This window comes from Micromonospora sp. NBC_00898 (assembly GCF_045207895.1).
Taxonomy (GTDB): domain Bacteria; phylum Actinomycetota; class Actinomycetes; order Mycobacteriales; family Micromonosporaceae; genus Micromonospora.
Genome location: NZ_CP108775.1, coordinates 3,881,017 through 3,907,383, shown reverse-complemented (window position 1 = coordinate 3,907,383; position 26,367 = coordinate 3,881,017). Strand labels below are relative to the sequence as shown.

Genomic DNA, 26,367 nt, shown 5'->3' with positions numbered 1-26,367 from the left:
ATGCTCGCCCAGCAACGGCAGAGCGCCATCCTGGAGCTGATCCGGCAGCACGGCGGCGTGCGGGTCAGCCACCTGGTCAGCCGCTTCGGGGTGTCGGACATGACGATCCGGCGGGACCTCGAGGTGCTCGCCGAGCGGGGACTGGTCGACAAGGTCCACGGCGGCGCGACCCTGGCCGGGCCCGGGTCCGCCGAGGAACCCGGCTTCGCCGCGAAGTCGATCCGCCAGCAGGCCGAGAAGCGGGCCATCGCCGAACGGGCCGCCGCGATGGTCGAGCCGGGCATGGCCATCGCCCTCTCCGCCGGCACCACCACCGCCGCCCTGGCCGCCCGGCTGGCCGACGTCCGCGGCCTGACCGTGGTCACCAACTCGATCCCGGTCGCCGACGCGCTCTACCAGAACCCGCGCGCCGACCAGACCGTGGTGCTGACCGGCGGCATCCGTACCCCGTCGGACGCGCTGACCGGGCCGGTGGCCGAGGCGGCGATCGCCGCCCTCAACGTCGACCTGCTCTTCCTCGGCGTGCACGGGATGAGCCCGCGCACCGGGTTCACCACCCCCAACCTGCTGGAGGCGGCGGTCAACCGGCGGCTGATCAGCTCCGCCCGCCGCCTCGTGGTGCTCGCCGACCACACCAAGTGGGAGACGATCGGCATCGCCACGATCGCCCCGCTGGACGACGCGGACGTGCTGATCAGCGACGGGAAGCTGCCGCCGGAGGGGCGCCGGCAGATCGGCGAACAGGTCGGCGAGCTGATCGTCGTCGACGGCGACTGACCGAGTTCACAGGCACTTCACAGCCGCCCGGGTTAGGGTGCCCTGAGCAAGCGTCCGACGCTCCACCGTGGAGCGCCGTCCCGCGGGAGTGACCGATGGTCTTCAAGAAGATGTTGAGCGCGTTCGGCGTGGGCGGCCCCAGCGTCGACACCGTGCTGACCAACCCGAACACCCGACCCGGGCTCACCCTCGACGGGCACGTCAACCTCGTCGGCGGGGACGCGCCGGCCAGCATCGAGCAGATCACCGTCGGCCTGGTCACCCGGGTCGAGATCGAGGGCGGCGATTCCGAGTACGCCGGCATCATGGAGTTCCACCGGATGGCGGTGAGCGGCCGGCTGGAGCTGGCCCCGAAGCAGCAGCTCGCCATCCCGTTCCAGCTTCCCGTGCCGTGGGAGACCCCGGTGACCGACGTGTACGGCCAGCGCCTGCACGGCATGACCATGGGGCTGCGTACCGAGCTGGCGGTGGCCCGGGCGGTGGACAAGACCGACCTGGATCATGTGGCGGTGCACCCGCTGCCGATCCACGAGCGGATCCTCGACGCCTTCCAGGCGCTCGGCTTCCGCTTCAAGCATGCCGACCTGGAACGCGGCCACATCCGCGGGGTGCAGCAGACGCTGCCGTTCTACCAGGAGATCGAGTTCTTCGCCGCGCCGCAGTACGCCCGCACGGTCACCGAGGTCGAGCTGAGCTTCGTGACCAGCCAGCGGGGCGTCGAGGTGATCCTGGAGTGTGACAAGCGCGGCGGCTTCCTCAGCGCCGGCCACGACGCCGTCGGCCGGTACGCCGTCCCGCACGCCGACGCCGACCGGACCGACTGGGTCCAGGTGGTCGACGGCTGGCTGCGGGAGACCACCTCCCGCTACGGCAACCTGCGCGCGCACGGATTCGGCACGCCGCACGGCCACGGTCATGGCCGGGGGCACGGGATGGGTGGCGTGGTGGCGGGCACCGCGCTGGGTGTGGCCGGCGGCCTCGTCGCCGGTGAGCTGATCGGGGATGCCTTCGAGGGCGACTTCGGTGACTTCGGCGGGGACTTCGAGTAGGACGACCGACGACGGTGGCCCGGGTGCTCTCCCGGGGCCACCGTCGTTCTCAGGTGTCGCTCACTCACTGCCGGGCGCGACGCTCCGCACCCGAGCGGCGCGCGGTGCCGGCCTTGGCCAGACCACGGCTCAGCAGATATCCGCCGGTCAGGATCGTCAGGTACCACCACGCCTGTGCCGGGTTGTTGATGTTCAGCCCGTTGGTGGCGGAGCCGCGCCAGAACGCGGCGATCACGACGACCACGACCGCTGCGGCGTAGATCCAGAACTCGGTGGTCAGGAACGACTGCTTCGTCTCCGTGCCCGGTGACGGCATCCGCTCCCGGTGACCGTCCCCCTGCATCGTCGGCATCTGGCGGGTCGGGGTCTCCTGCATGGCCGCGCGGTTCTGCGCTTCCTGCATCGGCCGGTTCATGGGCCTGGTGGATGCAGCCTGCGTGCTCATCTGGTCCTCCTCAGGATGCGATGAGTCGTTCTCTGCTGTCCCTCGCCCCGCTACCGCGTTTCGGCCACGGCACGGTTCGCGTTCATGGCGCGGGCATCCTCCGACTACCCGTGGCCCCGGAGAGGTAACACCGACCGGCGACCGGATGTCGTCCCTCCGGGGCCCGGTCAGGTCGGCCTCAGCGCAGGCCGTTGCGGACGGCGACGGAGATCAGCAGCTCCGGGTCGTCGGTGATGATCCCGTCCACGCCGAGGTCGATGACCCGCTGCATCACCTTCGGGTCGTCGACGGTGTACGGCACCACGGTCAGCCCGTACCGACCCCGCAGGGTGCGGACGTCCGGCCCGTGGAAGTACGCCGGGTTCTCCCGCAGGTACCAGTCGGCCGAGGCCAACGTGCCCTGCGCCGGGTCGTGCACCTGCCAGTTCGCCGACACCGTGGTCGCGCCCGACCGCCGGACCAGCTCACCCAGGTCCTGGTGCTGCCACCAGTCCAGGCCGCCGGTCCATGGGCTCTTGACCGCCGGGTCGTCGTACACGGCGCGCAGCGAGCACTCGTCGGCGAGGCCGGCGCACTCGGCCGGGCCGTACTGCCAGACCAGGGCGACCGTGTCGATGCGCGGGTTCAGCCGGTGGGCGTAGCGGATGGTGCGCCAGTCGAAGGACTGGATGGTGGCCCGCCGGGTGAAGCCGGCCCCCTCGATCGCGTCGACCAGCTTGCGGGTGAAGCTCGGGTACGGCTCGGTGTCCGCCACCAGCGGGCTGATCTTCGTCTCGATGTTCATTCGGACGTCGTCCCGGCCGCTCGCCTTCACCAGCGCGAAGACCTCGTCGAGGGTGGGGATCCGGCCACCTGGCACGGCCACCTGCTCGGGGAACTCCGCCAGCGTCTTCGACCCGCAGTCGATCGTCTTGATCTGAGCCAGGGTCAGCTCGTGCACCAGCTTCCCGACGTACGGGTACGTCGGGTCGCCCGGCCGCACCGGGGCGGTGTCCAGGCAGTGCGAGCCGTTGATCGCCCGGTCGTGCAGCACCACCAGGTGCCCGTCGGCGGTCACCCCGGTGTCCAGCTCCAGGGTCGAGATGGCCGGGTTCCGCAGGGCGTTCGCGAACGCGGGCAGGGTGTTCTCCGGCCGGGTGGACCGGCCGCCCCGGTGGGCCTGGATGTCGAACGGCGACGCGTACGCCCGGGGGAGCCGGTAGCCGGGCGCGGCGAGCAGCCCGCGCAGCCGGTCGGGGTAGTCGGTGATGAGGCCGTCCACGCCGTCGTCGATCAGCTTCGTCATGGTCGGCACGTCGTCCACCGTCCATGGGATCACCTTGATCCCGTTGCGGTGCGCGCGCGTCACCATCTCCTTCGTCACGTACGGCCGGTAGCCGGGGTCGGTGGCCGTGCCGTTCTGCGGAAATCCGTGCACCGGGGAGAACGCGGACGCGCCGAAGCTGCGGATCGCCGCGATCGGGTCCCCGTCGAAGTCGTCGATGTCCAGCCCGCCCAGCCACGGCGACGAGCCCGGCTGGCCCACCTGGAGGAAGTCGTAGTTGGTGAGGGCCACCAGGGGCAGCCGCGGCTCCACCTGGCGCATCCGCATCAGCGCGCCCCAGTCGAAGCTCTGGATGGTCACCTGCTTCAGCATTCCGGCGTCGCGGATCTCCCGAGCGGTGACCTGCACGAACTGCTCGCGCGGCGCGGTCTCGGTCGGCGCGCCGGCCTCCACCTTGGTCTCCACGTTGAGCTTCACGTCGTCTGCGCGGTAGCGCTTGACCAGCGCGAGGACCTCCCGCAGCAGCGGCATCCGGGCCCCGGGCACGGCAAGCTGGCCGGGCTTGTCGGGCAGGGTCTTCGACCCGCAGTCCAAGGTGCGCACCTGGGCCAGGGTGAGCGTGTTGACGTACTTCCCGACGTACGGGAACTTCGGGTCGCCCGGCGTCACCGGTGCGGTGTCGACGCACTTGGCGCCGCTGACCTTCCGGTCGTGGGTGATCACGGCCTGCCCGTCGCCGGTGATCTGGACGTCCAGTTCGAGGGTGCTCACCCCGAGCTGGAGGGCGTTGCCGAACGAGGCGAGGCTGTTCTCCACCCGCAGCCCCAGGCCGCCGCGGTGGGCTTGGAGGTCGAAGGTCGGTCCCGGCCGCGGGGCCGCCTCGGCGGGGGCCGGGAGGCCGGTGGTCACGGTCGCCGCCACGAGGGCGGCGATGGCGGTACGGCGTACGGCTCGCACGCTTCTTCCCTTCGGGGGCGGGCGGCTCCCGCCAACCCGCCGGTCAGCATGGGCAGCCGGGACGGCGGGCGGGCGAGCGGCGGGAGTCGCGCCGGTGAACCCCGGGGGACGACCCGCGTCCGGGGGTTTGGCCGGCCGGTCGACGGGCACGCAGCACGATCCGACACAGCTGCGAGGTGGTTGACGTGCGTGAGGACGACATGCGGCAGGACGCCGCGCGCCGGGCCGAGGAACGGGTCGCCGGCGGCGTGTACGGCGAGGGCGTGCTCGACGAGGTCACCGTGCCGCAGACCGACGTGCTGCGGGTCATCCAGGACGAGGACCCCGACGACCCGGCCCACACCCGGATCGACCCGAACGTGCTGCGCGACGGCGGCCCGACCCGTGGCCAGGGGGCGATCACCACGACCGGCGGCACCGCCGGCCCGGCCAGCGCCCGACGGGTCGCCCGGCAGCCGGAGCGGCACCGTGGCAAGGTGGCGCCGACCACCACGGGGGACGCCACCACGGGTGGCCTGAGCACCCCGGCGGGCGGCTCGACCAGTGACAAGTCCGCCAGCGGCAGCCAGGTCGGCAACTTCACCGACGAGGGAGCCAACCCGGGCTGACAGGACCGCGCTCCATGGTGGAAGTGGTGGCCTCCCGTCGAGGGAAGGTCACCACTCCCGCTACCCAGCCACGATCGTGCCCGAGCCGTCCCAAGCCGCCGGCGTACGGAGTGGACGGGTCAGGCGGCTCGGAGGATGCCGAGGCGCTGGGTGGCCCTGGTGAGGGCGACGTAGAGGTCGCTGTGCCCGCGCGGTGACTCGGCCACGATCCGCTCCGGATCCACCACCAGCACCGAGTCGAACTCCAGCCCCTTGGCCTGCCCGACGGTCAGCACCACCACCCGGTTCTCCAGCTCCGGCTGCTCGCCGACCGCGGCCTCCGGCAGCGCGGCGGTGACCGCGGCGCCCAGCTCGTCCACCCGACCGGCCGGCACGATCACCCCGAGCCGGCCGTCGTCGAGCCCGGCGGTCTCCCGCGTGGTCGCCTCGACCAGCGCGGCGGCGAGCCTGTCCGGGGCGACGGTACGGTCCCACGGCGGCACGCCGCTGGCGCGCACCGAGCGGGGCGGGCGTAGCGCCGGGTCGATCTCGGCGAGCACCTCGGCGGCGACGGTCATGATCTCGGCCGGGGTGCGGTAGCTGACGGTCAGCTCCTCCAGCCGCCAGCGCCGCGCCACGTACGGCTCCAGCGCCTCCTGCCACGACGGCGTGCCGGACAGGGCGCCGGTCTGCGCCACGTCCCCGACGATCGTCATCGACCGGCTGGGGCAGCGGCGCATCAGCAGCCGCCACGCCATCGGCGACAGCTCCTGCGCCTCGTCGACGATGACGTGGCCGAACGCCCAGCTGCGGTCGGCGGCGGCCCGCTGCGCCGTGGTCAGCCGCTCGGACTCTTCCTGCCGCTCCGACAGCCGGTCGGCGTCGATCAGGTCGGTGACGCCGAGGATCTCGCCGCCGTCCGCCTCGTCCTCGACGTCGATCGAGCGGGAACCCCGCCAGATCTCCAGCACGCCCTCGGCGTACTCCCGCTCGAAGGCGCGGATCCGCTCCCGGCGGGACGCGGCGGCGCGCTCGTCCTCGCCGAGCAGTTCGGCCGCCTCGTCGAGGAGCGGCACGTCGGCCGGGGTCCAGCCGCCGAGCTCCCGGTGCAGCGAGGCCCGCTCCGCGGCGGTGAGCATCGGGGCGGCGGTGGCGATCCGCTCCGGCGAGGCGTACAGGTCGGCGAGCAGCCGCTGCGGGGTGAGCACCGGCCAGAGTTCGTCCAGCGTGGCCCGGACCTCCGGCTCCTCGCGCAGTTCGCGGCGGATCTCGGCCAGGTCGGCCTCGGAGAGCAGGTTCTCCCCGCCCAGTGGGTCGGCGCCGATTCGCTCGGCGACCTGGCCGGCGAGCGCGTGCACGATCTCGATGTCGAACTGCGCGCGGGCCAGGTTGTGCGGCCGGCCGGAGCGGCGGACCCGCTCCCGGGCCTCCCGGACGGTCTCCGGGTCGAGGGTGAGGACCTCCCGCTGCGGCAGTTCGATCTCCAGCGGCTCGTCGGGCACCCACTGCCGGTCGCGGACCGCGGCGGCGAGCACCTCGGTCATCACCGACCGGCCCTTGAGCGCCGCCCTCTGCGCCGACTCGGTCCGCCGGGCGCTCACCCCGGGGAAGAGGTCCGCCGGGGTACGCAGCAGCACACCCGTCTCGGCCAGTGCCGGCAGCACCTGGGAGATGTAGCGCAGGAAGGTGGCGTTCGGGCCGACCAGCAGAACGCCGCGGCTGGCAAGCTGCTGGCGGTGGGTGTAGAGCAGGTACGCGGCCCGGTGCAGCGCGACCGCGGTCTTGCCGGTGCCCGGGCCGCCCTGGACGACCAGCACCCCGGGCAGGTCGGCGCGGATGATCCGGTCCTGCTCGGCCTGGATGGTCTCGACGATGTCGCGCATCCGGCCGGTCCGGCCGGCGTTGAGCGCGGCGAGCAGCGACGCCTCGCCGGTCAGTTCCTCGTGCGCGGTGGGGGAGGCGGTGGCGAGGTCGAGCACCTCGTCGTTGAGCCCGGTCACCTTCCGCTGCCGGGTGCGCAGGTGCCGCCGCCGGCGTACGCCCTGCGCGTTGGCGGCGGTGGCCAGGTAGAAGGCCCGCGCGGCGGGCGCCCGCCAGTCCATCAGCAGCGGGTCGTAGTCGCCGCTGGTGTCGAAGATGCCGATCCGGCCGATGTAGCGGGCCGAGTCGTCGTCGCCGTCGAGGCGGCCGAAGCAGAGGCCGTTCTCCACCGCCGAGTACTGCTCGACCTGGTCGGCGTACATCTGGACGGCGGAGTCGCGCTGGGAGCGGGCCTGCAGCGTGCCGCCGGTGGTGCGCAGCTCCTCGGCGAGCCGGCGGGCGGCTTGGTCGCGCATGCCGTCCAGCCGGCCGTAGAGCATCGAGACGTACTCCTGCTCGCGACCGATCTCGTCGTCCTGGTGCAGCTCACCGGTGGAGTGCGTTGACAAGCCGGCTCCTCATAAGCTAAAATCGGCACAAGGAATGGCCTGTGCGGCCGTTCCTTTTTGTGTTTGAACTGAGAAAGATACCGCGTGGCGAGCCGCCAGACCAAGCCCGCCCGGCCGCCCGCGCCCAGGTCACACCGCCGCGCCCTGCCACTCCCGCGATACCTGGAGCCTGACCGGCGCGGCCACAGCGGGGCTCGTCACGAGCGGGCACCGATCTCCGCAGAGTCGAGCCCGAGGCTGCTGGTAGGTGAGCCAGTCCAGCGTGCCGGCCCTGGTCACGAGCGGGGATCACCTCGCAGACCGGTAGTTCGTGGAGGAAACGCCTCGGCAGGAGGATGAGAAGCAGCCGGTGCCCGGACGGCATCGCCGTCCGGGCACCGCTTTGTCAGATCAGCTCCGTGCGGCCTGGTACAGCCGCTCCGGGGTGACCAGGCCGGCCAGCACCCGGCCGTCGTCGGTGAGCAGCACGCTGAACAGCTTCCCGGTCAGCAGCCGGCCGCTGCCCCAGTCGCCGCTCACCTTCGGCACCGCCGCGAGTAGCCCCGCCACCTGGTCCGCGCCGCCCACCGCCGGGTCGCCCGCCTTCGCCCCACCGGCCTTGGCGCCGGCGGGCAGCCCGGCCGCGTCGAGCCGCGCGACCAGCACCGTGGTCCAGCCCGTGCCGACGGTACGCACGTCGGTGCCGTCCGGCCGGTGTCCGGTCCTGCCGTCCGGCAGGGCCTTCCCGCCCGGCAGTGCCTTGCCGGCGGCCTCCTCCTTCACGGTCCCGCCCGGCGGCGGGTTGAACCGGAACTGGTCGGCCTCCGGCCGCCGGAAGTCGACCTGGGTGAAAGCCACCTCGAAGGCCGGCTTGTCGGCGCCGTCGGCGAGCACCTCGAACCGCAGCGGCACGTGCTCCTTCGCGTCGAGGGCGATCCGCACCTGGTGCACCAGGGAGTCCGCGTCGCGCGGGGTGAGCACCAGCTCGTACGCGTCGCGCCCGGCGACCCGGGCGGACCGGCCGACGGTGACCGCGGTGGTCGGGTCGACCGCGGCGAGCGCCCGGTCGGCGGCCTCGGCCGGCGTGGCCGGCACCGCCGGCGGCGCGCTGTGCTCCGCCGGCAGGGTGCGGTGCGTCGCGGTGTTGGTCCGGCTGTCCCAGGACCAGACGTCCCGGCCGTCGCGGATCAGGTCCCGCTCGCCGAGGGTGTCGAGTAGCGCGACCCGCTGGCGCTCCTCGCCGGAGTACCAGACCCGCAGGGTGTGGGTGCCGGTCAGCAGGGTGGTCAGTTCGTTGCCGCCGGCCAGGCCGGCGAGGTTGGCCAGCGCCGGCAGGCCCAGGTCGGCCCGCTGCACCACGGTGCCGGAGAGCCCGTCGAGGCGGGACGTCTGCAGGTCGACCAGGAGCTGCGCGGCGGTGCGGGGCGGCAGGGCCGGGTCGGCCCCGGCGGCGAACGTGCCGACGGCGGCCCCGCCACCGATCACGGCGACCCCCGCGGTCACCGGGACCAGCCAGCGCAGCACGGCGCGGTTCTTCAGTACGGACATGGTGGATACCTCCTGACCGCCATGCTGCACCCTGGCGGCTGTGAGGGCGCTGAGGAGATCCCCTACGGGGTGTCGCCCGGGTGGCACCCTTGGGGACGTGCGGTTGCTGGTGGTGGAGGACGAGTCGCGGCTGGCGGCGGCGTTGCAGCGCGGCCTGCAGGCCGAGGGCTTCGCGGTGGACGTGGCGCCCACCGGCCCGGCCGGCCTGGCCGCCGCCCGGCACGGCGACTACGATGCGATGATCCTCGACGTGATGCTGCCCGGCCTCTCCGGGTACGAGGTGGTCCGCCGGCTGCGGGCCGAGGAGCACTGGTTGCCGGTGCTGATGCTGTCGGCCAAGGACGGGGAGTACGACCAGGCCGACGGGCTGGACTGCGGCGCCGACGACTACCTCACCAAGCCCTTCTCGTACGTGGTGCTGCTGGCCCGGCTGCGGGCGCTGCTGCGCCGCGGCGCGCCGGAACGGCCCGCCGTGCTCGCGGTGGGCGACCTGCGGCTGGACCCGGCGCGGCGCCGGGTGACCCGGGCCGACGTCGAGGTCGCCCTGACCACCCGCGAGTACGCCCTGCTCGACTACCTGATGCGCCGCCCCGGCGAGGTGGTCTCCAAGACCGAACTGCTCGACCACGTCTGGGACGCCAGCCTGGAGACCGCGCCGAACGCCGTCGAGGTCTACGTCGGCTACCTGCGCCGCAAGATCGGTCGGGAGCGCCTGGAGACGGTCCGCGGCGCCGGCTACCGGCTCACCACATGAGCCGCCCGCGCCGGCTGCTGCCGGACCTCGGCCTGCGGACGCGGCTGATCGCGATCGGGGTGCTCGGGCTGACCGTAGGCCTGGCGCTGGGCGGGGCACTCCTGCTCGGCGCGCTCGGCTGGACCCTCCAGCGCACGGTCGACGCCGAGGCGCTGCGGACGGCGGACGCGGTCGCGCTGCTCGCCACGGAGGACGTCCTGCCCGACCCGCTGCCGGTGGCCGGCGGCCAGCTCCGGGTGCAGGTGGTCGACGCCCAGGGCCGGGTCCGTGCCGCCTCGATCGACGCCGATCGGCTGACCCCGATGCTCCGACCGGACCAGCTCGAACCGGGAGTCCGGCAGCGGCTGGTGGTGGGCGGGGAGCGGCTCGGCCTCGCCGGCCCGGTCCGGGTGGTGACCGTGCCGGCCGGGCCGCCGGGGGAGCCGCTCACCGTGCTGGTCGGCAAGTCGATGGCGGACGTGCGGCACAGCCTGGACGTCGTTCGCACCCTGCTGCTGGTCGGCTTCCCGCTGCTGGTGGCCGGGTTGGCCGTGGTCGCGTGGCGGGTGGTCGGCGCGACCCTGCGCCCGGTCGAGGCGCTGCGCAGCGGGGCCGCCGAGATCACCGGGCGCGCCCGGGCGGGCCGGCTGCCCGTACCGGCGGCCCGGGACGAGATCCACCGGTTGGCGGTGACCCTCAACGACATGCTGGACCGGTTGGAGTCGGCCCGCGACCGGCAACGGGCGTTCGTCGCCGACGCCGCGCACGAGCTGCGCAGCCCGCTGACCACCATGCGTACGGAGCTGGAGGTGGCCCGGCGCCTCGCGGACCGGACGGACTGGCCGGCGGTGGCGGAGAGCCTGCTCGCCGACACCGAGCGGCTGGCCCGGCTCGTCGACGACCTGCTGCTGCTGGCCCGGCTGGACGAGGCGGCCGGCGCCGGGGGCGGCCCCGTGCGGCGCACGGTCGGGCCGGTGGAGCTGGGCGAGCTGCTGCGGGGGGTGGCCGGGCGGTACCCGTCCCCGCCGGTGGAGCTGGTGCCGCCGGCCGCGCCGCTGTGGATCGAGGGGGAGCCGGACGAGCTGCACCGGATCGTCACCAACCTGGTGGAGAACGCCGTTCGGCACGCCCACTCCCGGGTCACCCTGACCGTCACCGGCCCGCACCACCCCGACGGTCCGGTCCCGCCGGCCGGCCGGCTCACGCCGGCCGAGGTCAGGACCGCCGACCTGGTGACGCACGCCGTCCGGGTGACGACCGCCCCCGCCCAACGCGCGGCACCGGGCCCGGGCGCGTACCACCTGGTGACCGTGACGGACGACGGGCCGGGCATCCCGGCGGCCGACCGGGAGCGGGTCTTCGACCGGTTCACCCGGCTCGACGACGCCCGGGCGCGGGACGTCGGCGGCGCTGGTCTGGGACTGGCCATCGTCCGCGAGCTGGTCCGCCGTTGCGGCGGCACCGTGGAGCTCGCCGACGCCGACGCGCCGGTGGGTGTCGGGTCCGGCGGCGGACCGGGGCTGCGGGTGGTCGTGCGGCTGCCGGCGCTGGTCGAGCCGGACGCCGGCTGAGCGGGTCAGCCGCGGTGGGTGCAGACCGGCTCGGCCCGGGCCACCGTGTCGGTGGACCAGACCAGCGCGACGGTGAAGCAGTAGTCGGTGGTCCGGCTGAGGCCGTAGGCGATGTAGCTGTCGGTGCCGGCGGGCAGCTGCTCGAAGGTGTGCTGCCCCGCGCCGGCCCGGCCACCGGCGATGACCACCGGTCCCTCCGCGCCCGGCGGGTACGTCCAGCTCAGGGCGATGCTGTCCCGCCGGTCCGTCAGCCGTACCGCGCCGGGTGGGGTGCCGGGGGAGGCGGGCGGCGCGGCGCGGGGCGTGGCGGTGGTCGGGGTCGGTGAGCCGCCGGCCGGAGCGCCGGTGGTGGCCGCCGGGGAAGGTGGGGCGTGGCGTCCGCCGTCCATTCTGGACACTCCGGCGATGACCGCCCCGGTGCCGAGCAGCACCACGACCACGCCGGCAGCGGCGAGCGGCAGCCAGCGGGTGGCGCGTGGCTCGGGCGCGGGCTGCCGGGGCACGTGCACCGGGAGGTACCGCGACGGCGGTTCCGGCTCGGCGGCCCGGGGGACCCGGCGGACGCCGTCCGGCTCGCCGTCGGCGAGACCGACCACCGTCGGGGGCAGCGTGCTCTCCCCGGCCCGGTACAGCTCGTCGAGGTGCTCCTCCGGCGGCCACCAGTCGTCGTCGGTGCTCGGCTCGCCGAACGGGTCGGGGCCGGCCTCCGGCGGGAGCCGTGGCGTGGGCACGGTCGGGGCCGCCGCCGTCCGGTCCGGCGGGTGGTAGAGCGGCTGCTCGGGCGGCTGGTACGGCGGTGGTTCGGGTGGTCCCTCGGCGGCCGGCGGCACCCGGGCGGCCGGCACGACGGGCGCCCCGTGGGCGGCCGGCGGCACGGGCGCCTCACGGGCGACCGGCGCCGGTGCGGCGCAGACGTGGTCGGAGTCGGCCGCCGCCCGGGAGAGGGCGGCCACCTGTGCGGCGAGCGGGTCGTCGGCGGCCAGGTGGGCCCGGCACAGCTCCTCGGCGAGCGTCAGGTGCTCGTGCGAGTCGGCGTGCCGGCCGCAGTCGCGTTCCATCGCGCCGAGCTTGGCCAGCATCTTGATCCCGCTCGGATGGTCGTCGCCGTACACCTCGCGGTGCAGCTCCCAGGCGTCCTGCAGCCGGTCCCGGGCCACCTCGCACTGGCCGCGGGCGTACTCCACGGTGGCCAGGTCGGCGTGGGCGGCCAGCACCCGCATCGACTCGGGTCCGTCGCGGGCGGTGAGCTCGATGATGACGTCGGAGTAGAGCCGGGCGGCCCGGGCGTCGCTGCCGACCCGGTGCAGCACCGCGGCCAGGGTGGCGGCGGCGGTGATCGTCCGCTCGTCGGCGCGGCCGTACAGCCGGGTGGCCGCCGCGTACGCGAAGGCGGCCCAGCCGCGAGCGGAGTGCGGCTCGCCGAGCGCGACCAGCACCCGCGCCTGGAGCCCGGCGGCGTCGGCCAGCTCGGGGGAGGCGTTGGCCGGTCGGGGATCGGCGTCGGTCAGCGCGTCGGCGAGCAGTCGCTGGGCGCCGGCCAGGTCGCCGGCGGACACCAGGTGGTGCGCCTGGACGGTCAGGTCGCCGAAGCCGGAGGACACGCCCCATCGTGGCCGGCCGGCGACGGTAAGTACAACCCCTGAGGGGGCGTTGATCGGTCAGGAACCGGTCAGGTGGTCGGCCAGGGTCTCGCTGATCCGCCGGAGCTGGTTGACCTGGGCCGGGCTCAACGCGTCGAACAGGTGCCGGCGCACGCCCTCGACGTGGCCGGGGGCGGCGGCGGCGAGGGCGGCGAAGCCGGCGTCGGTGAGGACGGCGACCTGTCCCCGCCGGTCGGTCGGGCACTCCTCGCGGCGGATCCAGCCGGCCGCCTCCAGTCGGGCGGCGGCGTGTGAGAGCCGGCTGCGGGAGGAGCCGGTGGCCTCGGCGAGGTCGCTCATCCGCAGCCGCCGGTCCGGGGTCTCGGAGAGCCGGACCAGGATCTCGTAGTAGGCGTGCGGCATGCCCGCGTCGCGTTGCAGCTCGCGGTCGAGGGTGTCCATCAGCGCCCGGGAGGCGGTCAGGAATGCACGCCAGGTCCGCTGCTCGTCGGGGTCCAGCCACCGGGTCATGACACCCATCATAGCCATACTGGTTGAACGCTCAACTAAACCACGCTACCGTGGAGGCCATGGGAATCCACCGGCTCAACCACGCGGTCCTCTACGTCAGCAACCTCGAGCGCAGCGTCGCCTTCTACCGCGACGTGCTGGGCTTCCGTCCGGTGGCGATGACCCCGGACGGGTTCCGCGGCGCGGCCTTCCTCCAGGCGCCCGACTCCACCAACGACCACGACCTCGGCCTGTTCGAGATCGGCGCGGCGGCCGGCCGCTCGCAGGCCGGCCGGGCCACCGTCGGCCTCTACCACCTCGCCTGGGAGCTGGACACCCTGGACGAGCTGGCCGCCACCGCCGAGCGGCTGGCCGCCGCCGGCGCCCTGGTCGGCACCTCCGACCACGGCACCACCAAGAGCCTCTACGGGCAGGACCCGGACGGCCTCGAATTCGAGATCGTCTGGATCATCCCCGCCGACCTGCTCGACGACGACGCCCTCGCCGCCCGCAAGCGGATCGGCCGGCTCGACATCGACAAGGAGCGGCGGCGCTACGGCGGCCAGACCCGCGGCGGGGTGGGCATCTCCATTCCGGCCTGAGCGGCCGTACGGTAGAACGGCAGCATGTCCACCGACGCCGTCCTGCGCGAGCTGCTCGTCCGGCAGCTCGACCACTGGCTCCCGGGAGCGTTGCACCGCTCCCGGCGGGCCACCCTCGCCCTCGCGTACGCGGGCGGCGACGCCGGCGGCGCGGACGCGGCGCTGCGGGTGGTGGCCGAGTTCGCCGACCGGCTGCGCGGCCGGCGGCTGACCGTACTGGTGCTCACCGACGCCCCCGACCTGCCGGCCCGGCTCGGCCCGGTCGAGGCGACGCTGCCCGCGGACGTCGCGGTGCACGTGGTGCCCGGCCACCCGGACCGGCTGCCGGTGGCGCTGAAGGCCGCCGGTGCGGCCGGCGCGCCGCTGCTCACCGTCGTCGACGGGGCCGAGCCGACGCCGGCCCTGCTGGCCGCCGCCGCCAGCGGCAAGCCGGCCGAGCTGCTGCTGGTCACCGACGCCGGCCGGTCGCCGCGCGCGGCGCTGACGGCGGCCGGCTTCCCGCTGGTCACCGAGGTCGACCTCGTTCCCGCCGACGGCGCCCCGGCCCGGTCGTTCGCCTACGCGACCGGCTCCGACCGCGTCCTGGAGGCGGTGAAGGACGCGCTCTGGGCGGTCGACGAGTACGCCGGGGTGCGCTACCGCGACCCGGCCGACCCGGCCGGGCGGCTGCTGGACATCAGCCTCGACCCGGAGCCCGGCCCGCTGCGCCGCGAGCTGCTGGCCGAGCTGGCCCGCGGCCCGCGTACGGTGACCGAGCTGCGTCGCTTCACGGTGACCTCGACGGTCTACCGGGCCGCCGACGCGAACCGGGCCCTGACCTCGCTGCTCGCCTCGGGCGCGGTCACCCGCGACCCGGAGCACGGCCGGCTCGGCGGCGAGGTGCTGGTCAGCGTCGCTGGGTCAACTGCTTGACCACGATGGACGCGCCGGTGGCGATCACCCCGATGCTGAACACCATCTGCACGCAGACCAGGATCCGGGCGATCTGCCCCTGGGCGTGCACGTCGCCGTAGCCGACGGTGGTGAGCGTGGTGAGCGCGAAATAGAGCGCGTCGAGCCGGGTGTCCAGGCCGACGAACTGGCCGGGTCGGCTGTTCGCCACGACGTAGTCGGCGAGCGCGAAGACCAGCAGACCGGCAACCAGGGCGACGACGAGGCGGATCAGCGAGCGGGTCTCCGCGCCGCCGGACGGCGCGGCGAGCTGTCGGCGTACCTGGCCGGTGACCAGCAGCGCGACGGCGACGACGAGGAGCAGGGTGCCGGCCGACCGCAGGGCCAGTCGCAGCTCGTTCGGGTCGGCTTCCAGCGGCACCAGGAAGAACGCGAGGAACAGCAGCACGCAGGCCGCCAGCACCCGCCGTCGCTCCCGCCGGTACGCCCCGTCCGCCATGCCGCGATTCTCCGCCGCGGCCGGGTGCCGGCCGGCCGGAACGCCACAGCCGGCACGGGAAGGGTGCGAGCCGGGGGCCGCAACGCCGAGCGGGGTGCCGGTGAACCACCGGCACCCCGCTCGACCTCGGGACGTCACGCCCGGGACTTGTCCTGCTTCCAGGAGAGCGGCCCCGGCAGGTCCACGCGGTGGGCGCGGGACTTCGAGTTCCAGGACCAGCGACCGATCTTGATGCTCCACGAGGAGTAGCCGTTCTCGGTGAAGTTGAGCACCAGCGGGCCGTACTTCTGACGCTTGCGGAACTGAATGCCCATCACGGGCTCCTCTCGTCGTCTCCGTGCCTCTGCGGCATCGAACATGCCCGAAACCGCGTTTCGCGAAACCCGGTCGGATCCGCACTGGACGGTGCCCTCGACGCATGGAAAATCTCTATCAACCAGGTAGGTATTAGGGATTGGTAGCTGCTGGTGTAGGACGAGTTGCAAGAAAGGAGGCGACGCATATCCCACGATGTGGAAGCGCGTTGACCGAGTCGGAGAGCGGCCGGCAGCATGAGGTCATGTGGCAGCGGGACGACCTCTTCCTCACTGTCCGTGAGCTGGTGACGCCGTGACCACGGTGGACCGGCCAGGGGTCGGCGCCGTCGAGCTGCGCCCGGTCGACCGGGACCTGTTCCGCGCGCTGCTGCACCGGCAGGCGTCCACGGTCACCGTGGTCACCGTTCCCGGCGTGGCCGCGGACCGGCACCTGCTGGCGCTGCCACCGGGCGAGGGCTGGAGCCGGGGGCCGTTCGGGGTGCCGCTGATCGACGATGCCCCGGCCGTGCTGCTCTGCCGGGTGGTCCGCCGGATCGAGGCCGGCGACCAGACCACCGTGCTAGCCGAACCCCTCGCGCTCGGCGGCGTGGCGGACGCCGACGCGCTCGTGCACCATCCGGGCGACCACACCAACACGTTCGGCCCGTGGCCGTCGCCCTGGTGACCGCGCCGCGCCGGGCTGGAGGGCGGCCGTAGTGCCGGTGCGGTCGCTACGGAGCTGATGTCGCGAATGAATCACCCGCGCCGGCGGTCAGCGGGGCTCCCAGGCGTCGGGGCGGGCGATCAGCTTGCGGACGTGCCCGGGCAGCTTCCCGCTGGCCATCTCGGCCAGGCTCACCTCATCGACGACCTGACGGACGGCGGCGCGGACGGCCACCCAGAGCCGGGGCAGGTTCTCGGCCGCGCCCGCGTACTGCGTCTCCTCCGGACGCAGCCCGCGCACGCCGGCCAGCGGGCCGTCGACGGCGCGGAGGATCTGCCCGATGGTGACGTCCCGGGGCGGACGGGCGAGGGCGTAGCCGCCCTCGGCGCCGCGCTGGGCCCGGACGATCCCGGCCCGGCGCAGATCGGCCAGGATGGCCTCGAGGAACTTGCGGGGCATGTCCTGCTCGGCGGCGATGGCCTGGGTGGACAGCAGGGCGGGGTACGCGGTGGCCAGGCTCAGGGCCGCCCGGACCGCGTAGTCGCCGCGCGCGGAGATCTGCACCCTGCCATCATGCCCGGCCGTTGGGCATCGGCGCGTCGGCGGGCGGGCGGGGGCGCACCATCCGGACAGGTAGGGGCTGTTCCCGGGCGGCCCGGAAGGCCCCCGGGCTGACCCCGATCTCGCGGGTGAAGAACCGGCCGAAGTTGGTCGGCTCGGGGAAGCCGAGCCGGCGGCCGATCCGGGCGATCGGCTCGTCGGTGGCGGCGAGCAGTCGGCTGGCCTGCAACGCCACCCGCTCGTCGATGACCTGCTTGGCGCTGCGGCCGGTCACCGCCAGGCAGGCCCGGGTGAGGGTCCGCACCGAGCAGCCGAGCTGTGCGGCGTAGTCCTCGACCCGGCGGGTGTGCTGGTAGCCGCGTTCGACCTCCCGGCAGAGCCGGTGGAAGGTCGCCGACTCGGGGCGGGACACCGGCCGTTCCTCCGGGCTGCCGAGCAGGGTCAGCCGCAGCAGCAGCACGGCGAGCTGGTGCCGGAGCAGGGCCCGCGCGGCGGGCACCCCCCGGTGCCGTTCCGCGTCCACCGCCAGCTGGGTGACCTCGCTGATCACCGCGTCCTCGTCCTCACCGGCGAGCTGCCGGTACGTCGGCACCGCGTCCGGGTCGATGTCCAGCCCGCGCAGCGTCCCGCCGCCCCAGCGCACCACGGTCGCGTCCAGGTGCGCGCCGAGGCAGCGCAGCACCTGGCCGGGGCGGGCCCGCACCAGGGTGCCGGGTCGGCAGGGCAGCGCCCGGAAGTCCAGTTCGGCGCTACCGTGTCCGCCGGTGACCAGGATGAGCAGGTCGGCGTCGAGCAGCACCGGGCGGCGCCAGCCGGGCTCGGCGCTCAGGTCGCCGAGCGCGCCGGTGGTGATCTCGTCGGCGTCCCCCGGCGCGGGGGACAGGTCGGTACGGGTGGCCGGGGAGAGCTGACCGGGAGTGACCATCGTCCCGACGTTAACGGTCTCCTGCCCAGCTTGCATCTCGAGGCCGGGACGGCGGGCGCGGGCTTGTCGCCGCAGTCGCGGGCCGACTAGGTTACCGATCGGTAGCGCCTGGGTCGGCGGGCCACCCCGCGGCCCCGCCGACTCGCGATGGGATGGTCATGACGGATCTGTTCTCGGTCGAAGGCAAGACGGTCCTGGTCACCGGCGGCTCACGGGGGATCGGGTTGATGATCGCCCGGGGCTTCGTGCAGGCTGGCGCGAGGGTCATCATCTCCTCCCGCAAGGCCGACGTCTGCGAGCGGGTGGCCAAGGAGTTCGCCGCCGAGGGGCACTGCGAGGCGATCCCGGCGGACCTGAGCCACGACGAGGGCGCGCAGGGGCTGGCCGCCGCGGTGCGGGAGCGCACCGACCGGCTCGACGTGCTGGTCAACAACGCCGGCGCGACCTGGGGCGCGCCGCTGGAGGAGTATCCGGAGGCCGCGTTCGACAAGCTCTGGGCGGTCAACGTCAAGGCCGTCTTCCGGCTCACCACCGCGCTGCTGCCGGCGCTGCGCGCGGCAGCCAGCGCCGAAGACCCGGCCCGCGTGATCAACATCGGGTCGATCGACGGCCTCCGGGTGCCGTTCATGGAGGTGTACGCCTACTCGGCCACCAAGGCGGCAGTGCACATGCTCACCCGCAGCCTCGCCCACCAGTTGGCCGGCGAGCGGATCACCGTCAACGCGATCGCGCCTGGACCGTTCGAGAGCAAGATGATGGCCTTCGCGCTGGACGACCCGGCGTCCCGGGCGGCGATCGAGCAGCAGGTGCCACTCGGCCGGATCGGGCGTCCCGAGGACATGGCGGGCACCGCGATCTACCTGTCTTCCCGCGCCGGGGCCTACCTGACCGGCGCGGTGATCCCCGTAGACGGCGGGATCACCACGCACGGCTGAATCGGGCACGCCCACGGCGTACCCGATCGGTGGTGGCCGGAGCCGCGCGGACTCGGCAGATCCGCGCGGCCCCGGTGTGTCGTGTCAGCGGCCGGCGAGCAGCCGGTTCACCGCCGTGTCGACGTCCAGGTGCTCGGCCTCGCGGCCGCGCGGGACGACGACGTAGGTTCGGCGCAGGAAGCGCACGAGCACGCTGCGCGGGACCTCGAAGAGGGCGTTGCCGTCCGGGGACGACAGCGCGAGCGCGACGAAGTCGCCGCGCGGCGTGGCCCATGGCCACACTCGGACGTCGCCGATGCCGGCCGGCTCGTCGAGCCCGGTGACCAGCAGTTCGCGCGCGAACGACCAGCTCACCGCCTCGCCGCCGGCGGATTCGGCGTGGAACAGGACATGGACCGCATACGGGTCAGCAGGGTCGTAACGCAGACTGGCACGCACCGGCAATGCGGTGGCGTCAGGCGCGACGAGCCTTAGCGACGTCTCGACCTCTACGGTCGTCGGTCGGATGACACTCATGGACGTTCTCCCCCCGGCACCGCTGCGGAACGCGCGTGTCCCGCTTTTCCCATACTCAGGTGCTGCTCCTGGCTACGCTCCGCCATACGCTGACTTCACCCAGTGGTGGGAAGAGGGTCGGGAAGCCTGCCAGAATGTGAAAATTCTTGTAGGATTGCCCGTTCCGCCCAGACCGTGGTGCCGCCCGGCATCGGGTGGTTCAGTCGTCGACTTACTCCGGTAACGTCCAGTCCTCTGCGGGGGTGACGGTCCCGGGCGACACTGGGGGTGGAAATGGTCGCGAGGGGTTCCTCTATGGATCCGACGACCACGGCCGACCCACCGAAAGGAGCGGCCCGAGCAGCCGAAAGGCGGGGGTACGCGGTGGCGACGGAGCGGTCCGACGACACCCCCCGCGGCTCTGCCGGCGGCCCCGACGTCGCCGTCGCGCCGCGCCGTCGCGGCGGCTGGCGGGGACGGGTGCACACCACCCTCGACCTGATCCGCGCCAACCCCACCGGCCGGGTCGCCCTCAAGATCTTCATCGCCGTCGCGGGCGCCATCGTCGTCACCGTCGGCATCGCGCTGATCCCGCTGCCCGGCCCCGGCTGGCTGCTGGTGATCGCCGGGCTGGGCATCTGGGCCGTCGAGTTCCACTGGGCTCGGCGGCTGCTCGGCTTCACCCGACGCCACGTACAGGCCTGGACGCGTTGGGTAACCAGCCGAACACTGCCGGTGCGGCTCGCGCTCGGCGCCGTCGGGCTGGTCTTCGTGTCGGTGGTGGTGTGGCTATCGCTCAAGTACAGCCTCGGAATCGACCTGGTGGCGCGGGCGCTGCACTACCTCGCGACGCACTGACGACCTGGTTTTTGGTCTGGCTTCACGATCGGGTAGAGTCATCGGCGCTGAGGGCGATTAGCTCAGCGGGAGAGCGCTTCGTTCACACCGAAGAGGTCACTGGTTCGATCCCAGTATCGCCCACCGTAAATATTTGCAGGTAAGGAGCCCGTCACCGGAACTGCCGGTAACGAGCTTCCGCCGCTTTACCCCTTAAATTGGGAGCAGATTGGGAGCACGGCGCTCCCGCCCTTGGGTTGGGCTGGCCTCCCCATGGCCCTCGGCGTGCGTTCACCCGGATGTCCTGCCTCGGATCCGTCGGTTGGCAAACTCCACACGCGACCGGTTTGATCGCATCTCCTGCGACCGGCAGCAACTGGAGTTCGACCAGCCGACTGCTCGACTTACGGGTTCCGATGACCAAGCCAGCGTTGGTGCCTGGGACCGCTCGTTCCGACCGGCCCTACTGCCGGTTGTGCCGGGCGTCTTGCCACCTTGTGCCGCGCAGAATAGGGATGCTGTCTAGCTGATCTTGACGGAGGCCTCTCCCGGTGATGCCTGCCGGTCGATTTCGATTGGTCGTGCAGGTGAGCACCTCGGTGGGGGTGATCGCGAGATCGACGTTGAAGTCGTGGCTGGCGTGGGGTAGTTCCTCGTCGAGGAGTTGGATCTGGTGGATGGTGGTGGCGATGGCGGTGCCCTCGGTGACGAGTCCGGCCTCGGCGAGGAGTGCGATCTCCAGGTCGGAGTAGCCGGCGCCCTTGCCGACTCGTACGCCGTCCGGCCGGCTGACGGCGACGCTGCCGCAGACGATCAGGTCCACCGGGCGCATGTCGTCGGGGCCGACTGTGGGGGCGATGTCCGGTGCGCCGGTGCTGGTGGCGGCAGCCTCGAACGGAGCGGTTAGAACGGTCGGGTCGAGCAGGTAGAAGGGCTTCGGTGTGGCGAGTCGCGGGACCGCCATGTAGAGCAGCTTGCCCTCTTGGAGAGCGCGTACTCGCACGGGTAGTTGGGCCCGGTCGGGGTTGCACTTGATGACCCGTGCCTGCTTCCAGACGTCCAACGCGGCGAGTCGGGCTGCGGCGTCTTCTTTGCCGGTGAAGTCGGGGATGTGACCGTGAACGCCGGTGGGCGCGGCGCCTTCGCGTTCAAGGAGGTCCCAGACGCGTCGCCGAACGGACTGCTTGGCGTGGTCGATGCTGGTCACGCTGCTGCTCCTATGGGGTCATGAGGGTGAGCAGTCGGTCGTTGACGTCCTGGACCGAGGGCTGGTTGCGCCAGGGACGCAGTTGGCGGGCCGCGGCGAAAGCGAGGTTGAGCCCACCCCCTGCGCGGGTTCGCTCGATGACCTCGATGGTCTGGTGCAGGTAGGACGTGGCGGCGTCGACGTCACGATGAAGGATGCTGGCAAGGGCGAGATTGCCGAGGACGACGGCGGTCGACTTGCGGCGTGCGGCGATGAGTTGTCGGGCCTTCTCCAAGGCTGTAATGGCGTCGGCCGGCTTGCTCAGAGACAGCCAGCAAGAGCCCGCGACTCGCGCGTGATGGCTGGGACAGAAAAGGGCAGCGGCCGGATCCCGACGATCTACCGAGGCGAAGTGATCTTCAGCGGCACCAAGGGCATCGAAGCAGTCCCGGGCCTGGCCGAGCATCGCGTGCGCCTCGGCGCGGTGCAGTTGGGCGAGGCCCGCGATCACGTGGCTGTCGTTGCGGCTTACGGCGGCGGCGCGCGCGGTCAATGCAACGCCAGCGGTCGGCTGCTTGGTGCCGTATAGAGCGAGATAGCTCTTGCGGAGCAACGCGTTGGACTCAGTGACCGCGTCGCGGGTTTCCTGCGCGGCCCTGATCGCCTGGTCGAAGTATGCGGCGCTGGCGGCGTGGTCGTGGCGCTGGGAGGCGTCCCACACGAGCTGACCCATCAGCGTGGCGGACTCGGCGACGGCTGCGGCCAGTTCACGCTGAACCAAGCCGTCGCTGGCGTGCTGGCGGAGGAAGGTTGCCTGGCCGTGTAGCTGTCCCGCCTCGGCGAGCAGAAGCGTCGAAGGTGTCCGGTCGTAGCGCTCGTCGAGGTGCTGCACACGCTCCCGTAGGTACGCAACGGTGACCAGGTCGACGCGGCGGGGGTGCCGGAGCACATAGTTGAGACGCTCGTTGGGCGGCGACGGTGGCTGGTCGACCTCGACCAACAAGTCGGCCAGCTCCTCGACCGACAGTTTGAGAGCCGCAGCCAAACGCGGTCGATGCCACGGCTGTGGATCAGTTTCTGCCCGTTCCCACCGCACAATGGTGGAGCGGTCGACGCCAAGAACTTCGGCAAGGCGTTCCTGGCTCAAGCCGATCGCCTTGCGGCGCTCGGCCAGCCGATGCCGACGCTTGCCCGCGTGCCGCCCTCCTCCGCCGCTGACCATCACGGATCCATTCATCCAGCTCACGCCGTGTCGCGCAATGAGGATGCGTCAGTTCTGCGTCATTGCCGCCCTGGGAACCGCATGCCCTCTGCGATTGGGTGAAGACGCGGCGGCGGTCAAGCCCGACCTACCGAGCGGGGGTGCGAGGTGAGCTCCGAAGAGCTAGATCGGACTGAGACAGCTGCCGAGGACAACCTCGAGCATGGGTTGCTACCGCCGCATGGCACTCCCGCTCGCTCGTGGGTGATGCCCCATCTGCGTACTGCCACGAGGGCTGCGTGGGTGGGTGACCGGCGGCCTGCTTCGGGCCGCTGTGGTGCGGCGGTGGGTTCGCCTTTCCCCCGGCGAGCCCACCGCTCACCGGCTTGGAAGGGGGTGGCGGCATGACGGTGTATGTCTCGCGTAACGCGAGGGTCGATCAGTCCTGGCGGCCTGAAACCCTTGCGCACGTTCCCGCGCGGCAACAGGCGCAGCCCCCTGATCCGCCGTTGCTCACCCACGTGTGGCGTCGGCTCTTCGAGCAGCAGGCCCGAGAAAGCGATCGCCGATGACCGGGGAGCAGCGCCGCGTCTTGGGGCGCCCGATCGCGCGGGAGTCCGTGGAGCATCTGCCGGTGCGCCCACTGTGGCTGTGCCGCCGGTGCGGGCAGCCGTGGCCCTGCGGAGCGGCGAAACTCGCTCTCCTCGCCGAGTACCAGGACACCCCGGTGAGCCTGTTCCTCTACCTGGCCGGATGCCTGCACGACGCGATCGACGATCTGCACCGGCTCAACCCCGCTGAGACCGGCACCGCCGCTGGCATGTTCGACCGGTTCCTCGGCTGGCCCGCCCGCCATACCAACTCTTACGGTGTGACCACGACCAGAGCCATCGAAATCGAGGAAACGTGACCTTCAGCGGCATCGGCTGTATCAACGCGATTGGCCGGCCGGCGATCGCCTGCGGCATTCCACAAGCTGTTCGCGCAGCCGATTAGTTCTTGGAACCTCGACCGCGCCTACTGCTGCCTGCCCGACCCGCAGGTTCCGGGCTTCATGAGTGTTCTCGGGTCGGGCAGGGGACCCTCTAATGCGCATGATCCAGACGGCCCTGAACCTCACGGCATCGTTTCCACGGCGACCTGCGGCCGTATCCCAGCGTCGAGCCCCGGCCGGCTGAGAATGGTCGGTGCGCGGGTTCGTGGCGCTCGCGTTGCACCGGCTCGATCTCGGCTGACTTGACCCTGCGACACACTTAGGAAACCGTTGCTCTATCCCCTGAGCTAACGAGGGCGCGAGGGCCTAGTCTAGCGACCTGGGGGTTCACCTGGGGTGGCAGGGAGTGGGCGGCGTTCAGCCACGTCACCCGTAAGCCTGTTCTCCCTGCCCAGGACCACACCCCGAGCACACGAACCCCGGTTTGCGACCGGCGGTCGGCCGCAGTGGCTCGCGTTGGCACCGGTTGACCCCCCGTTGGCATCCGCTGGAGAGCACACACCGCGCACATCACGCAAGATCATGGTGTGCCGCCCGCTCCCCCGGACCGGGAGCCACCGGCCGGCAGGAGCGCGCGTCGACGGCATCCCTCCCGGGCTTCGAGGGCTGGCTCAGGTCAGGCGCCGTGGTGGTGCCTCGCCGTCCGCTCGCCGTCCGCTCGCCGTTCGACGGCTGCGCCACCACCCAGGTGCCGTCCTACGCCCTGCACCTGGCCCACCTCGACCTCACCGCGGGGCGAGGCGAAGGTGAGCTGACCGTCGCCTACTCCGGCACCGCCCGCTGACGGCATACCCGGTCACCATCACCGACAGTGCGCCGACGCTGGCCGCCGAACACCGGACGGCGGTGGCCGGCGCGCTGTCAGCCCTCGGCCTCACCCACGCCGAAGACTGGGGACCGCCCTCGTCAGGCCGCTAGAGCCTGTGTCGAAGTCGGTCACAGCCACTCGTTGATCGCGGCGATGTGCACGGTGGCTTCGTAGCGGACGGCGAGCTTGTCGAATCGGGTGGCCACGGCGGGGTTGCGCTTGAGCCGGTTGATGCCGCATTCCACGGCGTGACGCTGCTGGTACCGCTCGGGGTCGAAGGCGGGTGGCCGGCCGCCCTTGGAGCCCCGTTTACGCCGGTTGGCGTCCTGATCGGCCTTGGACGGAATAGTCGCGGCGATTCCGCGTCTGCGCAGGTAGCGGCGGTTGGCTCGGGACGTGTACGCCTTGTCGGCCAGGACCCGGTCTGGGCGGGTCCGCGGCCGGCCGCTGCCCAGGCGGGGCACCCGGATGCCGTCGAGCACCGCGACGAACTGGGGACTGTCCCCACGCTGCCCGGCGGTCAGCACGATCGACAACGGCTTCTGCCCCTGCTCGCAGGCCAGGTGCAGCTTCGTCGTCAGCCCACCCCGCGACCGCCCGAGCGCATGATCGGCCGGCTCGACTGTCACCCCGCCCGGCGGTTCGACCTGCAGATCCCCCTTTTACGCGCCCCGGCGGCGTGCTGATGCGCCCGGGCGACCGACGAGTCCACCGACACGTCCCACGTGACACGCCCGGCCGCGTCGGCCACCGCCTGCAACCAGGTCAAGATCTTCGCCCAGGTCCCGTCGCGCTGCCAGCGGCGGAACACCGCGTACGCCGCCGCCCAGGACCCGTAACACTCCGGTACGTCCCGCCACGGGGCGCCGACCCGGGTCCGCCACCGGATCCCATCAATGAGCTGCCGCTTCGTCCATGTCGGCGGCCGACCTGGCCGACGCCCCACAGGTAGCAGCGGCTCCAGCGCCGCCCACTGCGCGTCAGTCAAGTCATGCCGCCTCGTCACCGCTACAGTGGCCACGAGGTCTCCGTGCTGATGGTCTTCTTCGTCGATGAACCATCTACCGGAGACCTCGCTACTTATCGATCACCGACGCGCCGGAATCTCTTCGCCACCACCGCCGACTTCGACACACGGCCTAGTCGGCCCAGGTCCTAGCGCTGCGCTTTAGTCAAGTTTCTCCCTGGATAAAACTGGAACTTGCTGGAACGGCCGGTATGGCTTACGCTGCTCTTCGTGGCCGAATCACTCGACGATCTCGAGGCTCGTATTGACGAACTGCGCACAGCTGTGCGTCGTGCCCTGGTGGCTGGCGGCCGGGACGAAGCGCGGCGCCAGCGTTCCGAGCTTCGCCAAGCGGAGGCGCAGTGGGACGAGGCCCTTCTGGCGATCGAGCCGGAGGAGCCGCCATCGCCATCGCGTACCGAACCACAGGACGCTGGCCCGCTGGTGCCGATCCGTGACCAGGTCTACCAGGCCTTGACCTTCTTAAGCGTTCCGGCGGCGCCGAAACTGATTGTCGCCCTGCATCAGGCTGTCTTTGCTGGGTCTTTGAACGGGCAGCAGCTGACGAGTCTTCGCCGGGATGAGGAGAGATCCTTCAAAACGGCACCGTGGGCACGACCGTACTACGTGTGCGCAGCATTGACGGCGGACCGTTTTTCGCCGGCTCGTGGTCTGTTGGCCGTGTCGACATGGCCGCTGGCGACCCGCGTAGTCGGACCGTTAAGCCCCAGGGTTCACTTCTTGACCTCAGCGATCCGTATCGCTGAACACCTTGCTCACCCGGACTGGGCGACTCTGCCCGCCCGGCGTTTGCTTTGGCAGTTCGCCGCCAACGTTCCTGGCGGTGCTCCTTCTTTTGCCAGCATGAGGCCGGACGCCGTACGGCGTGCGGCACAGGCCGAGTTGGACGTACACCTCGACGCTGATCTGTCGCACCGCGAAGCGGCAGCCCGGCGCGCTGTGGACCAGCTCGACGATCGTCATCAGCTTTTCGGCGCTGATCTGAAGATGGCGCCGCAGGCAGCGAGCGACACCTAA

General features: G+C 72.3%; 28 protein-coding genes and 1 tRNA gene. 15 read left to right on the top strand and 14 right to left on the bottom strand.

All coding sequences use genetic code 11. The features are described 5' to 3' along the window. Together OG799_RS19080 and OG799_RS19075 are read left to right on the top strand one after the other, a co-directional pair. Positions 1 to 777: a DeoR/GlpR family DNA-binding transcription regulator gene (locus tag OG799_RS19080; RefSeq protein ID WP_406036530.1), complete on the top strand. Its 777-nt coding sequence runs from the start codon at positions 1 to 3 to the stop codon at positions 775 to 777. A 95-nt stretch (positions 778 to 872) separates the two neighbouring features. Beyond that, positions 873 to 1,826, top strand: a complete 954-nt coding sequence (locus tag OG799_RS19075) for a sporulation protein (RefSeq protein WP_406036529.1) — start codon at positions 873 to 875, stop codon at positions 1,824 to 1,826. A 64-nt stretch (positions 1,827 to 1,890) separates the two neighbouring features. On the opposite strand, the gene OG799_RS19070 is transcribed toward OG799_RS19075, so the two are convergent. Continuing rightward, positions 1,891 to 2,229, bottom strand: a complete 339-nt coding sequence (locus OG799_RS19070) for a hypothetical protein (protein ID WP_406046330.1) — start codon at positions 2,227 to 2,229, stop codon at positions 1,891 to 1,893. 220 nt (positions 2,230 to 2,449) lie between these two features. Beyond that, complete coding sequence (locus OG799_RS19065) at positions 2,450 to 4,492, bottom strand: glycerophosphodiester phosphodiesterase family protein (protein ID WP_406036528.1); 2,043 nt, start codon at positions 4,490 to 4,492, stop codon at positions 2,450 to 2,452. 185 nt (positions 4,493 to 4,677) lie between these two features. On the opposite strand from OG799_RS19065, the gene OG799_RS19060 reads away from it, so the two are divergent. Then, on the top strand, positions 4,678 to 5,100 hold the full coding sequence (locus OG799_RS19060; protein ID WP_406036527.1) for a hypothetical protein: 423 nt from the start codon (positions 4,678 to 4,680) through the stop codon (positions 5,098 to 5,100). Between the two features lie 119 nt (positions 5,101 to 5,219). Here OG799_RS19060 and OG799_RS19055 read toward each other — a convergent pair whose 3' ends face one another. Further along, the gene (locus OG799_RS19055) at positions 5,220 to 7,439 is read right to left on the bottom strand and encodes a HelD family protein (protein WP_406046329.1); all 2,220 of its coding nucleotides are present in this window, start codon (positions 7,437 to 7,439) and stop codon (positions 5,220 to 5,222) included. A 459-nt stretch (positions 7,440 to 7,898) separates the two neighbouring features. After that, positions 7,899 to 9,035, bottom strand: coding sequence for a LolA family protein (locus OG799_RS19050; protein WP_406036526.1), 1,137 nt, complete (start codon positions 9,033 to 9,035; stop codon positions 7,899 to 7,901). 97 nt (positions 9,036 to 9,132) lie between these two features. Here OG799_RS19050 and OG799_RS19045 point away from each other — a divergent pair, with 97 nt between their 5' ends. After that, a complete protein-coding gene (locus OG799_RS19045; protein WP_406036525.1) occupies positions 9,133 to 9,789 on the top strand; it encodes a response regulator transcription factor in 657 nt (218 codons plus the stop codon). 47 nt (positions 9,790 to 9,836) lie between these two features. Further along, positions 9,837 to 11,339, top strand: coding sequence for an ATP-binding protein (locus tag OG799_RS19040; protein ID WP_406046328.1), 1,503 nt, complete (start codon positions 9,837 to 9,839; stop codon positions 11,337 to 11,339). A 5-nt stretch (positions 11,340 to 11,344) separates the two neighbouring features. On the opposite strand, the gene OG799_RS19035 is transcribed toward OG799_RS19040, so the two are convergent. Both OG799_RS19035 and OG799_RS19030 read right to left on the bottom strand, forming a co-directional pair. Then, positions 11,345 to 12,940, bottom strand: a complete 1,596-nt coding sequence (locus OG799_RS19035) for a tetratricopeptide repeat protein (RefSeq protein ID WP_406036524.1) — start codon at positions 12,938 to 12,940, stop codon at positions 11,345 to 11,347. Between the two features lie 57 nt (positions 12,941 to 12,997). Beyond that, positions 12,998 to 13,459, bottom strand: a complete 462-nt coding sequence (locus tag OG799_RS19030) for a MarR family winged helix-turn-helix transcriptional regulator (protein ID WP_406036523.1) — start codon at positions 13,457 to 13,459, stop codon at positions 12,998 to 13,000. A gap of 50 nt (positions 13,460 to 13,509) precedes the next feature. On the opposite strand from OG799_RS19030, the gene OG799_RS19025 reads away from it, so the two are divergent. Together OG799_RS19025 and OG799_RS19020 are read left to right on the top strand one after the other, a co-directional pair. Further along, the gene (locus OG799_RS19025) at positions 13,510 to 14,031 is read left to right on the top strand and encodes a VOC family protein (protein ID WP_406036522.1); all 522 of its coding nucleotides are present in this window, start codon (positions 13,510 to 13,512) and stop codon (positions 14,029 to 14,031) included. Positions 14,032 to 14,055: 24 nt separating this feature from the next. Beyond that, a complete protein-coding gene (locus OG799_RS19020; RefSeq protein ID WP_406036521.1) occupies positions 14,056 to 14,943 on the top strand; it encodes a hypothetical protein in 888 nt (295 codons plus the stop codon). Here OG799_RS19020 and OG799_RS19015 read toward each other — a convergent pair. Together OG799_RS19015 and OG799_RS19010 are read right to left on the bottom strand one after the other, a co-directional pair. After that, a complete protein-coding gene (locus OG799_RS19015; RefSeq protein ID WP_406036520.1) occupies positions 14,918 to 15,421 on the bottom strand; it encodes a potassium channel family protein in 504 nt (167 codons plus the stop codon). The genes OG799_RS19020 and OG799_RS19015 overlap by 26 nt on opposite strands. A gap of 134 nt (positions 15,422 to 15,555) precedes the next feature. Further along, positions 15,556 to 15,735 carry a DUF4236 domain-containing protein gene (locus tag OG799_RS19010; protein WP_089010394.1) on the bottom strand — a complete coding sequence of 60 codons (180 nt, stop codon included), beginning with the start codon at positions 15,733 to 15,735 and terminating at the stop codon, positions 15,556 to 15,558. Positions 15,736 to 16,030: 295 nt separating this feature from the next. Between OG799_RS19010 and OG799_RS19005 the strand changes: the two genes are divergently transcribed. Further along, positions 16,031 to 16,402 (top strand): flavin reductase family protein, encoded by a 372-nt coding sequence (locus tag OG799_RS19005; RefSeq protein WP_406036519.1) that lies wholly within the window; start codon positions 16,031 to 16,033, stop codon positions 16,400 to 16,402. Positions 16,403 to 16,489: 87 nt separating this feature from the next. Here OG799_RS19005 and OG799_RS19000 read toward each other — a convergent pair whose 3' ends face one another. After that, the gene (locus tag OG799_RS19000; protein WP_406036518.1) at positions 16,490 to 16,945 is read right to left on the bottom strand and encodes an RrF2 family transcriptional regulator; all 456 of its coding nucleotides are present in this window, start codon (positions 16,943 to 16,945) and stop codon (positions 16,490 to 16,492) included. 7 nt (positions 16,946 to 16,952) lie between these two features. Beyond that, entirely contained in the window at positions 16,953 to 17,867 is a 915-nt protein-coding gene (locus OG799_RS18995) for a helix-turn-helix transcriptional regulator (RefSeq protein ID WP_406036517.1), read from the bottom strand. Between the two features lie 158 nt (positions 17,868 to 18,025). Here OG799_RS18995 and OG799_RS18990 point away from each other — a divergent pair, with 158 nt between their 5' ends. After that, a complete protein-coding gene (locus tag OG799_RS18990) occupies positions 18,026 to 18,802 on the top strand; it encodes a glucose 1-dehydrogenase (RefSeq protein WP_406036516.1) in 777 nt (258 codons plus the stop codon). Between the two features lie 84 nt (positions 18,803 to 18,886). Here OG799_RS18990 and OG799_RS18985 read toward each other — a convergent pair whose 3' ends face one another. Then, on the bottom strand, positions 18,887 to 19,318 hold the full coding sequence (locus tag OG799_RS18985; protein ID WP_007457244.1) for an SsgA family sporulation/cell division regulator: 432 nt from the start codon (positions 19,316 to 19,318) through the stop codon (positions 18,887 to 18,889). 294 nt (positions 19,319 to 19,612) lie between these two features. Between OG799_RS18985 and OG799_RS18980 the strand changes: the two genes are divergently transcribed. Both OG799_RS18980 and OG799_RS18975 read left to right on the top strand, forming a co-directional pair. After that, positions 19,613 to 20,155, top strand: a complete 543-nt coding sequence (locus tag OG799_RS18980; RefSeq protein ID WP_406036515.1) for a TIGR02611 family protein — start codon at positions 19,613 to 19,615, stop codon at positions 20,153 to 20,155. Positions 20,156 to 20,206: 51 nt separating this feature from the next. After that, positions 20,207 to 20,278, top strand: a tRNA-Val gene (locus OG799_RS18975). A gap of 319 nt (positions 20,279 to 20,597) precedes the next feature. Here the strand turns inward: OG799_RS18975 and OG799_RS18970 are convergent. Beyond that, positions 20,598 to 21,341 carry a 5-formyltetrahydrofolate cyclo-ligase gene (locus tag OG799_RS18970; protein ID WP_406036514.1) on the bottom strand — a complete coding sequence of 248 codons (744 nt, stop codon included), beginning with the start codon at positions 21,339 to 21,341 and terminating at the stop codon, positions 20,598 to 20,600. Positions 21,342 to 21,351: 10 nt separating this feature from the next. Then, the gene (locus OG799_RS18965; RefSeq protein ID WP_406036513.1) at positions 21,352 to 22,542 is read right to left on the bottom strand and encodes a helix-turn-helix domain-containing protein; all 1,191 of its coding nucleotides are present in this window, start codon (positions 22,540 to 22,542) and stop codon (positions 21,352 to 21,354) included. A gap of 383 nt (positions 22,543 to 22,925) precedes the next feature. On the opposite strand from OG799_RS18965, the gene amcA reads away from it, so the two are divergent. The 3 genes from amcA (at position 22,926) to OG799_RS18950 (ending at position 24,299) form a co-directional block, all read left to right on the top strand. Further along, the gene (gene amcA, locus OG799_RS18960; RefSeq protein ID WP_406036512.1) at positions 22,926 to 23,093 is read left to right on the top strand and encodes a multiple cyclophane-containing RiPP AmcA; all 168 of its coding nucleotides are present in this window, start codon (positions 22,926 to 22,928) and stop codon (positions 23,091 to 23,093) included. After that, positions 23,090 to 23,431, top strand: coding sequence for a hypothetical protein (locus tag OG799_RS18955; protein ID WP_406036511.1), 342 nt, complete (start codon positions 23,090 to 23,092; stop codon positions 23,429 to 23,431). Before amcA ends, OG799_RS18955 begins: the two co-directional genes overlap by 4 nt. A 709-nt stretch (positions 23,432 to 24,140) precedes the next feature. Continuing rightward, positions 24,141 to 24,299, top strand: coding sequence for a hypothetical protein (locus OG799_RS18950; RefSeq protein WP_406036510.1), 159 nt, complete (start codon positions 24,141 to 24,143; stop codon positions 24,297 to 24,299). A 152-nt stretch (positions 24,300 to 24,451) separates the two neighbouring features. On the opposite strand, the gene OG799_RS18945 is transcribed toward OG799_RS18950, so the two are convergent. Beyond that, positions 24,452 to 25,329, bottom strand: a protein-coding gene (locus tag OG799_RS18945; protein WP_406046327.1) for an IS5 family transposase whose coding sequence is annotated in 2 segments (ribosomal slippage) — positions 24,452 to 24,954 and positions 24,954 to 25,329 — 879 coding nt in all. Because the reading frame shifts where the segments join, the coding sequence is not laid out codon by codon here. A 231-nt stretch (positions 25,330 to 25,560) separates the two neighbouring features. Here OG799_RS18945 and OG799_RS18940 point away from each other — a divergent pair. Continuing rightward, positions 25,561 to 26,367: a hypothetical protein gene (locus OG799_RS18940; RefSeq protein ID WP_406036509.1), complete on the top strand. Its 807-nt coding sequence runs from the start codon at positions 25,561 to 25,563 to the stop codon at positions 26,365 to 26,367.

What these genes read in the sequence shown, in the direction of transcription:
- OG799_RS19080 (WP_406036530.1), top strand. Translation starts at nt 1, where the DNA reads ATGCTCGCCCAGCAACGGCAGAGCGCCATCCTGGAGCTGATCCGGCAG.
- OG799_RS19075 (WP_406036529.1), top strand. Translation starts at nt 873, where the DNA reads ATGGTCTTCAAGAAGATGTTGAGCGCGTTCGGCGTGGGCGGCCCCAGC.
- OG799_RS19070 (WP_406046330.1), bottom strand. Translation starts at nt 2,229, where the DNA reads ATGCAGGAAGCGCAGAACCGCGCGGCCATGCAGGAGACCCCGACCCGC.
- OG799_RS19055 (WP_406046329.1), bottom strand. Translation starts at nt 7,439, where the DNA reads ATGCTCTACGGCCGGCTGGACGGCATGCGCGACCAAGCCGCCCGCCGG.
- OG799_RS19050 (WP_406036526.1), bottom strand. Translation starts at nt 9,035, where the DNA reads ATGTCCGTACTGAAGAACCGCGCCGTGCTGCGCTGGCTGGTCCCGGTG.
- OG799_RS19030 (WP_406036523.1), bottom strand. Translation starts at nt 13,459, where the DNA reads ATGGGTGTCATGACCCGGTGGCTGGACCCCGACGAGCAGCGGACCTGG.
- OG799_RS19025 (WP_406036522.1), top strand. Translation starts at nt 13,510, where the DNA reads ATGGGAATCCACCGGCTCAACCACGCGGTCCTCTACGTCAGCAACCTC.
- OG799_RS19020 (WP_406036521.1), top strand. Translation starts at nt 14,056, where the DNA reads ATGTCCACCGACGCCGTCCTGCGCGAGCTGCTCGTCCGGCAGCTCGAC.
- OG799_RS19015 (WP_406036520.1), bottom strand. Translation starts at nt 15,421, where the DNA reads ATGGCGGACGGGGCGTACCGGCGGGAGCGACGGCGGGTGCTGGCGGCC.
- OG799_RS19010 (WP_089010394.1), bottom strand. Translation starts at nt 15,735, where the DNA reads ATGGGCATTCAGTTCCGCAAGCGTCAGAAGTACGGCCCGCTGGTGCTC.
- OG799_RS18995 (WP_406036517.1), bottom strand. Translation starts at nt 17,867, where the DNA reads ATGGTCACTCCCGGTCAGCTCTCCCCGGCCACCCGTACCGACCTGTCC.
- OG799_RS18990 (WP_406036516.1), top strand. Translation starts at nt 18,026, where the DNA reads ATGACGGATCTGTTCTCGGTCGAAGGCAAGACGGTCCTGGTCACCGGC.
- OG799_RS18985 (WP_007457244.1), bottom strand. Translation starts at nt 19,318, where the DNA reads ATGAGTGTCATCCGACCGACGACCGTAGAGGTCGAGACGTCGCTAAGG.
- OG799_RS18980 (WP_406036515.1), top strand. Translation starts at nt 19,613, where the DNA reads ATGGATCCGACGACCACGGCCGACCCACCGAAAGGAGCGGCCCGAGCA.
- OG799_RS18965 (WP_406036513.1), bottom strand. Translation starts at nt 22,542, where the DNA reads ATGGTCAGCGGCGGAGGAGGGCGGCACGCGGGCAAGCGTCGGCATCGG.
- amcA (WP_406036512.1), top strand. Translation starts at nt 22,926, where the DNA reads ATGACGGTGTATGTCTCGCGTAACGCGAGGGTCGATCAGTCCTGGCGG.
- OG799_RS18955 (WP_406036511.1), top strand. Translation starts at nt 23,090, where the DNA reads ATGACCGGGGAGCAGCGCCGCGTCTTGGGGCGCCCGATCGCGCGGGAG.